Here is a 14,176-nt window from a genome sequence, read left to right on the forward strand (position 1 = left end):
CGCGGGGAGGGTCAGGGGCCGGATTCAGCTACCGGTTCCACCCGCCTGGCGTGCGCGGGAGACGACGTGGTCGACGAAGCCGTATTCGAGAGCCTCATTGGCGGTGAACCAGCGGTCGCGGTCGGAGTCGGCGGTGATCTGCTCGACGGTCTGACCGGTGTGCTCGGCGATCAGCTCGGCCATCTCACGCTTGGTGTGGGCGAACTGCTCGGCCATGATCGCGATGTCACTGGCGGTGCCCCCGATACCGGCGGACGGCTGGTGCATCATGATCCGGGCGTGCGGGAGAGCGTAACGCTTGCCCTTCGCACCGGCGGAGAGCAGGAACTGACCCATCGAGGCGGCAAGACCCATTCCGAACGTGGCAACGTCGCACTCCGCGAACTGCATCGTGTCGTAGATCGCCATTCCGGCGCTGACCGAGCCGCCGGGCGAGTTGATGTAGAGGGAGATGTCCCGATTGGGATCCTCTGCCGACAGCAGCAGGATCTGAGCGCACAGCTTGTTCGCGATGTCGTCGTCGACCTGGGTACCGAGGAAGATGATGCGCTCGCGCAGCAGGCGCTCGTACACCGAATCGCTGAGGTTCAACCCAGCGGTGGCTGAAGTCATGGCGGGACTCTGCAAAGTCTCCAGGTGATTGGAAGTCACGGTACCTGCCTTCTCCGTAAATCGTTGATTGCTGACACAGACACTAACGAAGGAGGGCGGCACCGGAGTCCCGGTGCCGCCCTACTTCGCTCAAAGCGGAAAACAACTCACCGCCGAACATGCGGGAAACACCCCGCGACCAGCGTTAGCTCTGGTCTTCGCCCTCGGCGGAATCCGCGGCGGGCTCATCGGTTTCGGTCTCGCCGTTGCCGAACAGTTCCGCAGTGTCCACGGTGGCACCCGTGGTGTCGGTGACGGTGGCCTGCTCGACGACACCGGCGAGAGCCTTGCCGCGGCGCACGTCGGCGAAGACGGCACCGAGCTGGCCGGCCTGCTGGATCTGCTGAATGAACTGCTCCGGAGCCATGCCGTAGCGCTGGGCCTGGAACAGGATGCGCTCGGTGAGTTCGTCCTGGCCCACAGTGACGTCGGACGCGTCGGCGATGGCGTCCAGCAGCAGCTGGGTCTTCACCGAGCGCTCGGCGCTCTCCTTGGCGTCCTTGTCGAACTCTTCGCGGCTGGTGCCCTGCTCCTCGAGAGCCTTGTTCAGGGCGTCCTCGTCGTGGTCGAGGCTGTGCACGGCGTCGTGCAGTGCCGCGTCGACCTCGGCCTTGACGACGGCCTCGGGCAGCGGAACCTCGACGGTCTCCAGCAGGGTCTCGAGGACCTTGTCGCGGATCTGCCCCGCCTGCTCGACCTTACGAACCCGTCCGACGCGCTCGCGCAGGTCGGCCTTCAGCTCATCGAGGGTGTCGAACTCGCTTGCCAGCTGAGCGAACTCGTCGTCCTCGGCCGGGAGCTCGCGCTCCTTGACGGTTCCGACGGTGACGGTGACGACGGCTTCCTTGCCCGCATGATCACCGGCGACGAGTGTCGAGGTGAACTCCTTGGACTCGCCGGCGGAGAGACCGATGACGGCCTCGTCGAGGCCCTCGATCAGCTGACCGGAGCCGACCTCGTGCGACAGTCCGCTCGCGGTGGCCTCGGGAACGGCCTCACCGTCGACGGTGGCCGACAGATCGATGGAGATGAAGTCGCCGTCCTGAACCGGACGATCGACGCCGGTGAGGGTGCCGAAGCGCTGACGCAGCGACAGCAGCTGCTCCTCGACGGCCTCGTCGGTGATCTCGATGGGATCGACGGTGACGCTGAGTTCGCTGTAGTCGGGCAGCGTGATCTCGGGACGCACGTCGACCTCGGCGGTGAACTCGAGGAGCTCGCCGTCCTCGATCTTCGTGATCTCGATCTCGGGCTGACCGATCGCCTTCACCGCAGCCGTGGTGACGGCCTCGGAGTAGCGGGACGGGAGTGCATCGTTGACGACCTGCTCCAGGACGGCTCCACGTCCGACACGAGCTTCGAGCAACTTGGCCGGTGCCTTGCCCGGACGGAAGCCGGGGAGACGGATCTGTTGCGCGAGGGCCTTGTAGGCCTTGTCGAAATCAGGCTTGAGCTCCTCGAAGGGCACCTCAACGTTGATACGGACTCGCGTCGGGCTGAGCTGCTCGACGGTGCTCTTCACGGACTGGCTCCTTCGTGTGGTCGTGCTCTTTACTGTGCGGCAGTTGCCTGCCCTGTGGTTCTGGTCGGGGTGACAGGATTTGAACCTGCGACCCTCCGCTCCCAAAGCGGATGCGCTACCAAGCTGCGCTACACCCCGGTCCGAGCAGGCTCTCGCCAACCTCGCGAGGACCCGAGGAAGAATCCTACGGCCCCCCGATTATGAAATCCAAAGCGGGATTGGGTACAGTCTGACATCGCAGACGACATGCATGGCGATCCCAGGTTGTCGTATGCACGGGGATGTAGCTCAATGGTAGAGCCTCAGTCTTCCAAACTGATTACGCGGGTTCGATTCCCGTCATCCCCTCGACACGGGAGCGTTTCCCCTCGCGGAAGCGCTCCTTTTTCGTGCTCTGGTGGCCGGGGCACGCAATCCACGACCTTGTGACATGCGTCACAAACTTGGAGATCTCGTTGCCCGACCGTCCCCGCGTTCGCCCAACGCGTAATCCCCGGTTTCCTCGGTAGGCTGGGAGTTGTCCGATTCGTCCTGGCGACGGCCGCTCGGCCCTTGGAGGCTCTCGCGGAACTCCTACTCATCCTCGTGATCATCGCCGCGGTCGGGTTCCTGGTCGTGCGAGGCCGCAACACACGGGCGGAGCAGACGGCACACCAACTCGAGGATGCCAAGGCGGACGCCCGGCAGGCCATCGAGCGTCTCGGCGGACAGGTCTACAACCTCGTCGGTTCGGACGACGCGTCCAAGCAGGCGCTGGCCGACGCGTCCGAGCGCTACATCGCCGCTGGGTCGCAGATCGATCAGGCCGACACCCCGACACAGGCACGTCTCGCCAAGCAGACCGCCCTCGAGGGTCTGTATTACATCCGCGCCGCGCGCATCGCGATGGGGATGGACCCCGGGCCCGAGATTCCCACCCTCGAAGGCCAGAAGGTGGCCGGTCAGGTCACCGAGGACCGGGAGGTCGACTTCGAGGGGCGTCAGGTAGCCGCGTCACCGAATCCCTCGCCGAGAACCCCCAATTACTACCCCGGCGGTCGAGTCGCGGGCCGCCCCGTCCCCGCCGGCTGGTACTCGGAGCCGTGGTGGAAACCGGCGCTCATTGCCGGTGCCTGGGGCGTCGGCTCGATGTTCCTGTTCTCCGCGATGTTCTCCGGAATGTCGGGGGTGGCGTACGGCGCCCAGGACTGGGAAAGCGGTCAGGGCGACGCCGCTGCCGACACCGGAGACTCGGGCGGGGACGGTGGAGATGGCGGCGACACCGGCGGCGATATGAGCGGCGACGCCGGCGGCGACATGAGCGGCGGCGGCGATGGGTTCATGGGCTTCGGCGGCGACGGCGGTTTCGGCGGTTTCGACATCTGAGTCGCCGTCTCGTGACCGGGAATTGGTGTGCGCGACGCCGCCGGGTCAGGACGGCTGGCAGGTGGGACACCAGAAGAGGTTGCGCCCCTTCATGACCGAATGGGCAACCGCTGTTCCACAGATCCGGCACGGCTCCCCTGCCCGACGATAGACATAGGTTCGGGGACGCCCCTTCGCGTAGGGCGGTTCGCCGTGGTCGTCTTCGGGCCGGACCACATGAATCTGACCGCGGCGCACCGACAGCTTCATGAGGTCGACGAGATCGGCCCACACTGCGTCCCACTCGTCGTGGGACAGTTCGCGGCCGGGCCGCTCGGGGTGGATCGAATGCCGGAAGAGCACCTCCGCCCGGTAGACGTTGCCGATTCCTGCGACGACGGCTTGGTCCATGAGCAGGGCTCCGATTGCCGTCTTCGACGAGGCGATCCGCTTCCACGCCTTCTCGGGATCTGCGTCCGTGCGGAGTGGATCAGGTCCGAGCCTGGCCTCCACAGCGGCGACCTGAAGTTCGTCGTGCAATTCACACGCGGTGGGACCTCGAAGGTCGGTGCCGAACTCGGCACCGACCATCCGCATCCGGACCTGGCCCACCGGCGGGTCCATCGGAACGGGCGCCTCCGTGAAGGTGCCGTAGAGACCGAGGTGAACGTGGACGGCGAACCCGCCCTCGTAGTGGTGCCACAGATGCTTGCCCCACGCCTCCGCCTTCAGGAGGACGCGCCCGTCGAGAATCGCCGCCTCTTCCGCGAACCTGCCCTGCGGGCTGGACACCCGCACCGGAGCACGACCGAATCGGCGCTGATGCAAGCGTGCCAGCCGGTGAAGTGTGGGGCCCTCGGGCATGGAAGTTCTCTCGTCAGGCCTCGGGCACTGCCGGGGCGACGCCGGTCTTCTCGTACTCGGCGAGGATGTCGATCCGGCGCTGGTGCCGCTCCTCGTTCGACCACTCCGTGGTGAGGAAGGCGTCGACCATCGCCAGGGTCTCCTCGAGTGAGTGCATGCGTCCGCCGATCCCGATCAGCTGGGCGTTGTTGTGCTGACGCGCCAACTGAGCCGTCTCCACGCTCCACGCGAGCGCGCAGCGGGCGCCGGGCACCTTGTTGGCTGCGATCTGCTCGCCGTTGCCGCTGCCGCCCAGAACGATGCCGAGACTGCCCTCGTCCTCGACCACCCGGCGAGCCGCCTCGATGCAGAAGGCGGGGTAGTCGTCGACGGCGTCGTAGACGTGAGCACCGCAGTCGACGGCCTCGTGACCGGTGGCGGTGAGGTGTTCGATGATCTCGTTCTTACGTTCGAATCCGGCATGGTCGGCACCCAGGTATACGCGCATGACTGGAGATTCTGTCAGGCGGTGGGAGCGAATCGTCTCACGACCCCGGTGCGCCTATCGTGATCAGCATGTATCCCGACAACGGACAGAACTGGGGACACGTGCATCCGGGACACCTGCCGGCATCCGGGCAGCCGCAGTGGAACAGCGGAATGGGATGGACACCTCCCCCGCTGCCTGCCCCGGGGTTGATGCCGAACGACCGCCCGGCGCGGCATTCGTGGGAGATTCCGCTTCTGGTGTGCGCCGTCGCCCTCACCGTCGTGGCCTACACGGCGGCGATCGTGTCGCTCGTACTCGGTGTGGTCTCCACCTGGGTTGTGGTCGTACTCGTCGCCCCGATCCTCATCGCCATCGCTCGCGGGCAGTTGTACGGCTCGCAACAGGTGAACGGCATCAAGATGACGCCCACCCAGTTCCCGGACGGTTACCGCATGGTGGCCGAGGCGGCGGCACGGTTCGGAATGGCCGAGCCGCCCGACGCCTATGTGGTGCTCGGGAACGGCCGGATCAACGCGTTCGCGTCCGGGCACGGATTCCGACGTTTCGTCGTGGTGTACAGCGACCTCTTCGAGATCGGTGGGGAGGCGCGCGAACCGGACGCCCTCGCCTTCATCATCGGCCACGAGGTGGGACACATCGCGGCGGGTCACGCCTCCTACTGGCGGCAGCTGGGACAGTTCGCGGCCAACTACATTCCCGTCGTCGGATCGGCGCTGTTCCGGTCCATGGAGTACACCGCGGACAATCACGGCTTCTGCGTGCGGCCCCAGGGCGCTCGCGGCGCGATGGGCGTCCTCGGTGCGGGCAAATACCTCGTCAGCGTCGTCGGCTTCGACGAACTCGCCGATAGGGCCACCACCGAACGCGGATTCTTTCCGTGGTTCGTCAATCTGCTGTCCGGACATCCGGTTCTCACCTGGCGGGCGGCAGCGCTGCGTAACCGCACCCGACACGGGCATCTCTTCGTCAAGCCCGGCCAGATCTACCGCGATCCGCAGCAGCTGCAGTACGCGATCGACCCGGCCGGGCCCGCCCGGATGTGAACGAACCTCAGTCGAACTGAGGGTCTTCGGTGCGCGTGCGCTTGAGCTCGAAGAAGTGCGGGTAGCCGGCCAACGCGACAGCGCCGTCCCACACCTTGCCGGCGTCCTCACCGCGCGGAATACGTGAGAGCACCGGGCCGAAGAACGCGACACCGTTGACGTGGATGGTCGGTGTTCCGACATCGGGTCCGACGGCGTCCATGCCCGCAGCGTGGCTCTCACGCAACGCGGTGTCGTACCGGTCCGACTCGGCTGCGCCCGCAAGCTCGGCGGGCAGTCCCACCTCGGCGAGAGACTTGACCACGACGTCGGCGAAATCCTTGTTGCCTTCGTTGTGGATCTTCGTGCCCATCGCCGTGTACAGGGGCAGCAGAATGTCGTCGCCATGCTGCTGCGCAGCCGCGATCAGCACTCGCACCGGCCCCCACGCCTTCTCCATCAATTCCTGATACTGCTCGGGCAGGTCCCGACCTTCGTTGAGAACCGCCAGGCTCATCACGTGAAAGTTGGCCTCGATGTCACGGACCTGCGCGACCTCGAGGATCCATCGGGACGTGATCCAGCACCAGGGGCACAGCGGATCGAACCAGAAATCCGCGGTGTCCTTCGTGGTTCCAGCGTTCGTACCTGCACTCACGTGTTACTCCTTCTCGGTGGTGTCGTCGGCCCATTCCAGGTCTACGGGTGTCAACACGGAGTCGCGGCCAATCCTTCCCGCCGGTCCGCTGCGCCGCAGTAGGGTCGAGATGATCAGCCAGTGGCACCGGCTGGAAGGGAGTTCCCCATGTCTTCCACTCGTACGTTCATCGTCGTCGGCGGTGGTCTCGCAGGCGCGAAAACCGCGGAAGCGTTGCGCGCCAGAGACTTCGACGGTTCGATCATCCTCCTGTCCGAGGAGGATCACCTCCCCTACGAGCGGCCTCCACTGTCGAAGGAACACTTCGCAGGCAAGAAGGCGCTCGCCGATTTCATCGTGCACCGCGGCGACTGGTACCGCGACCACCATGTGGATTTGCGGCTCGGCACCGCTGCCACCGCCCTCGATCTCGCCGCCCACACCGTGACGCTCCCGGACGGTTCGACCCTCTCGTACGACAAGCTGGCACTCGCCACCGGCTCCCGGTCTCGCCGGCCACCCATCTCGGGGTCGGACGCTGCAGGGGTTCACTACCTTCGCACTGTCGACGAGTCCGACGCCCTCATCGAAGCAGTCGGCGAGCACGGCCGTCTGGTCGTGATCGGTGCCGGCTGGATCGGGCTCGAAGTCGGCGCGTCGGCCCGGGAACGAGGCGCCGACGTGACACTGGTGGAGGCTGCGGAGGTCCCGCTGAGCGGCTCGATCGGCCCGGAGATCGGGACGGTCTTCGCGGAGCTGCATCGCGAGCACGGCGTCCACTTGCATCTGGCCGCCAAGGTCGAGGAAATACTGGTCGAGGACGGCCGGGCAACCGGCGTGCGACTCGGCGACGGCACCGTGCTGCCCGCCGACGCGGTCCTGGTAGCGGTCGGCGCCGCCCCGAACATCGAACTCGCCGAGCAGGCGGGACTCGACGTCGACGGCGGCGGCGTCCTCGTCGACGCAGGACTGCAGAGCAGTGATCCCGACGTCGTCGTCGTGGGCGACATCGCCGCGCATCTGCATCCTCGGCTCGGAACACGAATCCGGGTCGAGCACTGGGCGAACGCGCTGAACCAGCCCGCAGTCGCCGCAGCGACGATGCTCGGCCACACGGCGCAGTACGACAACCTGCCGTACTTCTTCACCGACCAGTTCGACCTCGGCATGGAGTACGTGGGATACGCACCGCACGATTCCTACGACCGGGTCATCGTGCGCGGCGACTACGCCACCCGCGAGTTCATCGCTTTCTGGCTCGATTCCGGTAACCGGGTGCTCGCCGGAATGAACGTCAATATCTGGGATGTGACAGATCAGATCAAGCAACTGGTGTCCTCGTCGGCTCCGGTCGACCCCGACCGTCTGGCCGATCCGGCAGTCCCTTTGGTCGACGTCTCCGGTTAACGGCCCCGGTCCACTCGTGATGGGATGGCAGCATCGAGTACGAGCACCGCCGCCCATCCCCGAGGAGACCTCTGTGGCCCCACCGAACCTGACCCGCGAGCAGGCAGCCGAACGCGCCCGGTTGCTGACCGTCGACAACTACCTCATCGAACTCGATCTCACCGACGGGGCCGGGAAGCCCGGTGTGGAGACGTTCAGCTCACGCACCACCGTCACCTTCGGCGCCGTCGCCGGCACGTCCACCTTCATCGACATCGTTGCGGCCCGTGTGCATTCGGCCACCTTGAACGGTTCACCTGTCGACGTGGCGGACTACGACGAGGCCACCGGTATCGCGCTCACCGACCTGTCCGAGCAGAACGAACTGGTCGTGGAGGCCGACTGCGTCTACTCCCATACCGGGGAGGGACTGCACCGATTCGTCGATCCCACCGATCAGGCCGTCTACCTGTACTCGCAGTTCGAGACTGCCGACGCCAAGCGAATGTTCGCCTGCTTCGATCAGCCGGATCTGAAGTCGACGTTCGATGTGCACGTCACCGCCCCCGCCGACTGGAAGGTGATCTCGAACTCTGCCACCGTCGAATCCGTCAAGGCCGAGGCCGGACGCCATCTCTTCCGCACCACCCCGAAGATGAGTACCTACCTGGTGGCGCTCATCGCCGGACCCTACGCCGAGTGGACCGACACGTACTCCGACGAGCACGGTGCCATTCCTCTCGGAATCTTCTGCCGCGCCTCGCTTGCCGAGCACATGGACGCCGAGCGCCTCTTCACGGAAACGAAGCAGGGCTTCGACTTCTATCACCGCAACTTCGGCACGCCCTACGCGTTCGGCAAATACGATCAGCTCTTCGTGCCCGAGTTCAATGCCGGGGCAATGGAGAACGCCGGCGCCGTCACCTTCCTCGAGGACTACGTGTTCCGGTCCAAGGTGACCCGGGCGTCGTACGAACGCCGGGCCGAGACCGTACTGCACGAGATGGCGCACATGTGGTTCGGCGACCTCGTCACCATGCGCTGGTGGGATGACCTGTGGCTCAACGAGTCGTTCGCCACCTTCGCATCGGTGCTGTGCCAGAGCGAGGCGACCGAGTACACCAGCGCGTGGACGACCTTCGCCAATGTCGAGAAGTCGTGGGCCTACCGCCAGGACCAACTGCCGTCCACGCACCCGATCGCCGCCGACATCCCCGATCTCGCCGCCGTCGAGGTGAACTTCGACGGCATCACCTACGCCAAGGGCGCGTCCGTCCTCAAGCAGCTCGTCGCCTACGTCGGGCTGGAGCCGTTCCTGGCGGGGCTGCGGGACTACTTCCGCGAGCATGCGTTCGGCAACGCGACGTTCGACGACCTGCTGGGCGCGCTCGAAAAGTCCTCGGGCCGCGACCTGTCGGACTGGGGTGCGCAGTGGCTCAAGACCACCGGCCTCAACATCGTGCGCCCCGACTTCGAGGTGGACGCCGACGGTAAGTTCACTCGCTTCAGCGTCATTCAGGAAGGTGCCGCACCGGGTGCCGGCGAACGCCGCGTGCACCGCATCGCCGTCGGCGTCTACGGCGATCGAGACGGCAAGCTGGTGCGTACCCATCGGGCCGAACTCGACCTCGAGGCCACGGAACGCACCGACGTCGCCGAACTGGTGGGTGTGGAGCGGGGCCAACTGATCCTGGTCAACGACGACGACCTCACCTATTGCTCGGTGCGCCTCGATCCGGACTCCCTCGCCACGGCCATCGAGCGGATCGGGGACATTGCGGAATCGCTCCCCCGCACCCTCGTCTGGTCCGCAGCGTGGGAGATGACACGTCAGGCAGAGCTGAAGGCACGGGACTTCGTCGCTCTGGTGCAGCGCGGCATCAGCGCCGAAACCGAAGTCGGTGTGGTGCAGCGGCTCCTGATGCAGGCGCACACCGCGCTCGGAAGCTACGCCGACCCCGAGTGGGCGAAGGAGCACGGGTGGCCCGACTTCGCGAACCGGCTCCTCGAACTGGCCCGGGAGGCCGCGGCAGGGTCGGACCACCAGTTGGCGTTCGTGAACGCGCTGACTGGTGCGCAGCTGTCGGCGTGGCACACCGAGGTCCTGCAGGAGCTGCTCGACGCGGAACCCGACACCGTCGGGCTGCCCGGCCTCGTGGTCGACACCGATCTCCGTTGGCGGATCGTGGGGGCACTGGCCGGAGCCGGTGAGATCGATGCGGACGGCGTCGAATCGCCGTTCATCGACGCCGAAGCCAAGCGCGATCCCACGGCCGCAGGGGCCCGTCAGGCTGCGGCCGTGGCCACGCTCCGGCCGCAGGCGGCCGTCAAAGAACAGGCCTGGACCAAGGTGATCGGCGACGACTCGCTGCCGAACATCACCGCCCGCGCCATCATCGGCGGGTTCTCCGGACCGGGTCAGTCGGAACTGCTCGAGCCGTACGTGGCCCGCTATTTCGCGGACATTCCCGCGGTGTGGGAGCGGCGGTCGAGCGAGGTGGCACAGACCGTCGTGGTCGGCCTGTACCCGTCCTGGTCGATCAGCGAGAAGTCGGTGGCAGCGGCCGACGAGTTCCTGGCCGGTGACCACCCGCCCGCTCTACGCCGGCTGGTGGTGGAAGGCCGCGCGGGCATCGTCCGCTCCCTGGCAGCACGCAAGTTCGACGCGAGCTGACCGCGTCGCGGGGCGAATGGATCTTTCGACGCGTCAGGTGCGCCGAAAGGTTCCTTCGCCCCGCAGCGTCCGCCGAGGACGACGAGGACGACGAGCCTGTCAGAGGACGTGTCAGTCCGGCAGGATCGGCACCGAAATGCCGGGGTCCCGGCCGAGGAGTACGGCACGCGTGACGGCCGAAGACCCGAAGCGGTCGCGGACGCTGTCGAGTGTGGTGTCGAGGGAACTGCTGGAATAAGGGTCGAACGGCAGCGCCAGCTGCTGCGGACAGTCGTCCTCGAGATTCGCGACGGCGACACCGACGAGGGTGATTCCCTTCGACTCGATCATCGGCATCGCCTTGTCCAGCAAGCCCCGCGCCGAGAGAAGGATGGTCTGCGTCTGCGCCGACGGCTGCACGAGGGTATGCGAGCGGGTGACCCGGGTGAAGTCGTCGAAACGCAGCCGGAGTACCACCGTTCGCCCGACCCGTCGACCGCGGCGAAGCCGGCGCGTCACCCGATCGACCAAGGTGACGAGGGCAGCGTCGACGTCCTCCCGCGACTTCGGGCGCCTACCGAGCGCGTGCTGGGCGCCCACCGATCTCCGCCTTCGTCCGACCTCCACCGGACGGGGATCGCGGGCCCACGCGAGCGCGTGTAGGTGGTGCCCCGCGGCCGGGCCGACGATGGTGACCAACACCTCTTCCGGGTAGTGGGCCAACTGACCCACTGTCCCGATCCCCGCGTCGCGGAGCTTTCCGGACGTGATGGCACCGACGCCCCACAGCCGTTCGACCGGCAACGGATGGAGGAACTCCAGTTCCCGATCGGGCGGCACGTGCAACAGGCCGTCGGGCTTTCCCACCGCACTCGCAACCTTCGCGAGAAATTTGGTGCGGGCAACGCCGACGGTGATGGGCAAGCCCACCTGCTCGCGCACCTCGCGGCGCAGTCGTGCGGCGATCTCGACCGGAGTCCCCGCGATCTTGCGTAGGCCGGCGACGTCGAGGAAAGCCTCGTCGATCGACAGGCCTTCCACGAGCGGGGTGGTGTGCGCGAACACGTCGAACACGGCCTTGCTCGCGGCCGCGTACGCCGACATACGCGGAGGCACCACGACTGCATGCGGGCACAGGTGAAGCGCCCGAGATGCGCTGCTGGCCGTGCGAACCCCGTAGGCCTTTGCCTCGTAACTGGCTGCCAGTACGACACCGCCCCCCACGATCACCGGCAGGCCACGCAGGCTGGGATCGTCTCGCTGCTCCACCGAGGCATAGAACGCATCGAGGTCGGCATGCAAGATGGTCGCGTCGGGACCGCTCGAGATCCGGGAGCGCGAAGACGACGACACGAACATATGTTCGCATCGACCACCGACAGAAGTCGAGTGTCCTCCTCGCGGAAGGCGCTCGACCCCCTCCCGGCACCTGTTCGACAGCCGACGGCCCGGCGCGGTTCAGTGGACTGAATCTCGCCGGGCCGTCGGAAAAGCAGGTACTACCGGAGTTACGGGGAAGAGATCGCCGCACTCATCACGCGGATCGCGCTGACGAGTCCGTCGATCAGATCGCCGTCGCCGAACGAGGCGACGGCGGCGGTGGCGCCGAGCTGGGCAACACGGTCGGTCACGCGATCGGCCACCGCGACGCCGCTGCGGATCTCGACCGTCCGCTGGTTCGGCGAGACTGCGATCAGAACGGAACGCTCCGCCTCCGGCGTGCTCGGGAACAGTGCATCCGCTCCGACAGCGGTGTCGACGCCGAGATCGCCGATGTAGGCGTTGAACCGTACCTTCGTCTTCCGGGTGCCTTCGGTGAGAGCATCGTCGAGGCGGACGAGTTCGTCCGTCGTGAACGGCAGGTCGTCCTCGAAAGGCTCACCCGCGCGGTGCACGCCCGAGATCCGGCCACTGGCCGTCACCACGTGGCCCACGGGCAGATCTTCCTCGGATACCCGGGACGCGGGAATCAGATCACCACTTGCCACTTGCCCTGCCTCCAATCAGATCTGCCGAGCCGGCCACAGCGGAATGGTGCCCCCCGTGGTGACCATGGGTGGTCACCTCGTCGACGGCACTCCACAACACGGGTGCGTGCGTCCATTCCTCACCGAGGTGGAATGCAGGCGGCACGGGACCGGACGTCTTCTTGCCGACGAACGACATCGCCGCGAAGAAAGCGGTGATCAACGCCGGGATTCCTACGAATATCAGCACTGTCTCGAGAATGCTCACACGGCAAACGGTAGCCGAGAACCGTGTGCGACGAAGCGTCAGGGCCGAAGTTCTCCGCGAGCGAGCGACCGGAGTGTCAGGCTGCGCCTTCGCCCAGGTAGGGCATCCACGAAGGATGGAGATCTTTGGTGGATGCCAGCAGACGCCAGTGCGGACCCGAGGGCGGTACCAGGGCGGCCCGCAGCGTCCATCCGAGTTCGCTGAGGAGTTTGTCCGCCTTGCGATGGTTGCACGGCGCGCAGCAGGCCACGCAGTTCTCCCACGAGTGCTCCCCACCGCGGCTGCGGGGAACGACGTGATCGACGGTCTCCGCTTTGGCCCCGCAGTACGCGCAGCGGAACCGGTCGCGGTGCATGAGTGCCGCACGGGTCATCGGGATGCGGGCGCGATAGGGCACACGGACATAGTTCCGGAGACGGATCACGGACGGTACCTGCACCGACCACTGCTCGGAGTGCACGACCGGCGCCTGCGGATCTTCGTGGACCGTGTCGGCTTTTCCGCAGGTCATGAGGACGACTGCGCGTCGGGCCGGGAGGGCGGTGAGGGGCTCATAGGTGACATTGAGCAGCAGCACCCGACGCTTGACCCAGAGGGGTACCGCGTTCTCGACCGGGAAAGAAGGCCCTGCGCGCTGCGCGGAGCCTTCGGTAATCACTTGTAGTGCAAACGCCCCTGACACCTCGGCACTCCGGGCATCAGTGGGCACACGTTGTCGGTGCGCGCGGGCGCTGTGTCGATTCTTCATGCGACCTCCGAGAGATTGCCACCAAGTGCATCATGAAATGCCTGCCCGTGCACGCCCATTTTTCGACAAACTTGCAGGGACGGCGGATGAACGGACGGTGACGCCGCCGTGGAAACGCCCTGCCGGGAACGGCCGGGGTATCCGGCGGCACGAGTTCCCCGAAGGCACGTGCACAATGGGAGATGCCATGACTGACGTGCAGCAGACCTTCTACGAGGCGGTGGGCGGAGCGGAGACGTTCCGCAAGCTCACCGCGCGGTTCTACGAGGAAGTCGCCAACGACGACATCGTCCGGCCCCTGTACCCGGAGGAAGATCTGGGTCCGGCCGAGCGCCGGATGCGTATGTTTCTCGAGCAGTACTGGGGTGGACCGCACACCTATTCCGACGAACGGGGACATCCGCGCCTGCGGATGCGCCACCACCCCTTCAAGATCGGCCCCCTCGAGCGCGACGCCTGGCTGCGATGCATGCACACGGCCATTGCCTCCATCGATTCGGAAACCCTGGACGACGCACATCGGCGCGCCCTGACCGACTACATGGAGATGGCTGCGGCGTCGATGGTGAACTCCGCGTTCTGAACGGGCGCCGCGTCGATTCCGCCGGTCGACTCGTGGTGCAC

The 14,176-nt window shown here is 66.4% G+C and carries 14 protein-coding genes and 2 tRNA genes; 6 read left to right on the forward strand and 10 right to left on the reverse strand.

Going from position 1 to position 14,176, the window contains the following annotated elements:
- Positions 1–24: 24 nt before the first annotated feature.
- The 3 genes from L1080_RS14295 to L1080_RS14305 form a co-directional block, all read right to left on the reverse strand.
- The gene (locus L1080_RS14295) at positions 25–612 is read right to left on the reverse strand and encodes an ATP-dependent Clp protease proteolytic subunit (protein ID WP_109328849.1); all 588 of its coding nucleotides are present in this window, start codon (positions 610–612) and stop codon (positions 25–27) included.
- A gap of 184 nt (positions 613–796) precedes the next feature.
- Positions 797–2,173 carry a trigger factor gene (gene tig, locus L1080_RS14300; RefSeq protein WP_208961939.1) on the reverse strand — a complete coding sequence of 459 codons (1,377 nt, stop codon included), beginning with the start codon at positions 2,171–2,173 and terminating at the stop codon, positions 797–799.
- Positions 2,174–2,234: 61 nt separating this feature from the next.
- Positions 2,235–2,311 (reverse strand) — tRNA-Pro (locus L1080_RS14305).
- Positions 2,312–2,450: 139 nt separating this feature from the next.
- Between L1080_RS14305 and L1080_RS14310 the strand changes: the two genes are divergently transcribed.
- Both L1080_RS14310 and L1080_RS14315 read left to right on the forward strand, forming a co-directional pair.
- Positions 2,451–2,521, forward strand: a tRNA-Gly gene (locus L1080_RS14310).
- Positions 2,522–2,725: 204 nt separating this feature from the next.
- Positions 2,726–3,538 (forward strand): DUF1542 domain-containing protein, encoded by an 813-nt coding sequence (locus L1080_RS14315; protein WP_250771309.1) that lies wholly within the window; start codon positions 2,726–2,728, stop codon positions 3,536–3,538.
- Positions 3,539–3,583: 45 nt separating this feature from the next.
- Here L1080_RS14315 and L1080_RS14320 read toward each other — a convergent pair whose 3' ends face one another.
- Together L1080_RS14320 and L1080_RS14325 are read right to left on the reverse strand one after the other, a co-directional pair.
- Positions 3,584–4,381, reverse strand: a complete 798-nt coding sequence (locus L1080_RS14320; protein WP_250771306.1) for an Fpg/Nei family DNA glycosylase — start codon at positions 4,379–4,381, stop codon at positions 3,584–3,586.
- 13 nt (positions 4,382–4,394) lie between these two features.
- A complete protein-coding gene (locus tag L1080_RS14325) occupies positions 4,395–4,868 on the reverse strand; it encodes a ribose-5-phosphate isomerase (RefSeq protein WP_159921326.1) in 474 nt (157 codons plus the stop codon).
- A 68-nt stretch (positions 4,869–4,936) separates the two neighbouring features.
- On the opposite strand from L1080_RS14325, the gene L1080_RS14330 reads away from it, so the two are divergent.
- Positions 4,937–5,914 (forward strand): M48 family metallopeptidase, encoded by a 978-nt coding sequence (locus L1080_RS14330; RefSeq protein ID WP_159921324.1) that lies wholly within the window; start codon positions 4,937–4,939, stop codon positions 5,912–5,914.
- A gap of 7 nt (positions 5,915–5,921) precedes the next feature.
- Here the strand turns inward: L1080_RS14330 and L1080_RS14335 are convergent, their stop codons facing one another.
- Positions 5,922–6,551, reverse strand: a complete 630-nt coding sequence (locus tag L1080_RS14335) for a mycothiol-dependent nitroreductase Rv2466c family protein (protein ID WP_109335002.1) — start codon at positions 6,549–6,551, stop codon at positions 5,922–5,924.
- A 147-nt stretch (positions 6,552–6,698) separates the two neighbouring features.
- Between L1080_RS14335 and L1080_RS14340 the strand changes: the two genes are divergently transcribed.
- Both L1080_RS14340 and pepN read left to right on the forward strand, forming a co-directional pair.
- Positions 6,699–7,937, forward strand: coding sequence for an NAD(P)/FAD-dependent oxidoreductase (locus tag L1080_RS14340; RefSeq protein ID WP_159921320.1), 1,239 nt, complete (start codon positions 6,699–6,701; stop codon positions 7,935–7,937).
- A gap of 73 nt (positions 7,938–8,010) precedes the next feature.
- Entirely contained in the window at positions 8,011–10,590 is a 2,580-nt protein-coding gene (gene pepN / locus L1080_RS14345) for an aminopeptidase N (protein WP_250771303.1), read from the forward strand.
- Between the two features lie 111 nt (positions 10,591–10,701).
- Here pepN and dinB read toward each other — a convergent pair whose 3' ends face one another.
- From dinB to L1080_RS14365, 4 genes are all read right to left on the reverse strand, one after another.
- On the reverse strand, positions 10,702–11,928 hold the full coding sequence (gene dinB / locus L1080_RS14350) for a DNA polymerase IV (RefSeq protein ID WP_250771299.1): 1,227 nt from the start codon (positions 11,926–11,928) through the stop codon (positions 10,702–10,704).
- Positions 11,929–12,077: 149 nt separating this feature from the next.
- Positions 12,078–12,557, reverse strand: coding sequence for a DUF5130 domain-containing protein (locus L1080_RS14355; protein ID WP_109328834.1), 480 nt, complete (start codon positions 12,555–12,557; stop codon positions 12,078–12,080).
- On the reverse strand, positions 12,544–12,804 hold the full coding sequence (ctaJ, locus tag L1080_RS14360; protein ID WP_250771295.1) for an aa3-type cytochrome oxidase subunit CtaJ: 261 nt from the start codon (positions 12,802–12,804) through the stop codon (positions 12,544–12,546). Before ctaJ ends, L1080_RS14355 begins: the two co-directional genes overlap by 14 nt.
- Before the next feature lie 76 nt (positions 12,805–12,880).
- Positions 12,881–13,552, reverse strand: coding sequence for an HNH endonuclease (locus tag L1080_RS14365; RefSeq protein WP_201453553.1), 672 nt, complete (start codon positions 13,550–13,552; stop codon positions 12,881–12,883).
- A gap of 187 nt (positions 13,553–13,739) precedes the next feature.
- On the opposite strand from L1080_RS14365, the gene L1080_RS14370 reads away from it, so the two are divergent.
- Positions 13,740–14,135 carry a globin gene (locus tag L1080_RS14370; RefSeq protein WP_159921312.1) on the forward strand — a complete coding sequence of 132 codons (396 nt, stop codon included), beginning with the start codon at positions 13,740–13,742 and terminating at the stop codon, positions 14,133–14,135.
- The last annotated feature ends 41 nt before the right edge of the window (positions 14,136–14,176 follow it).

This window comes from Rhodococcus sp. MSC1_016 (genome assembly GCF_023667485.2).
Lineage (GTDB): Bacteria > Actinomycetota > Actinomycetes > Mycobacteriales > Mycobacteriaceae > Rhodococcus_F > Rhodococcus_F oxybenzonivorans.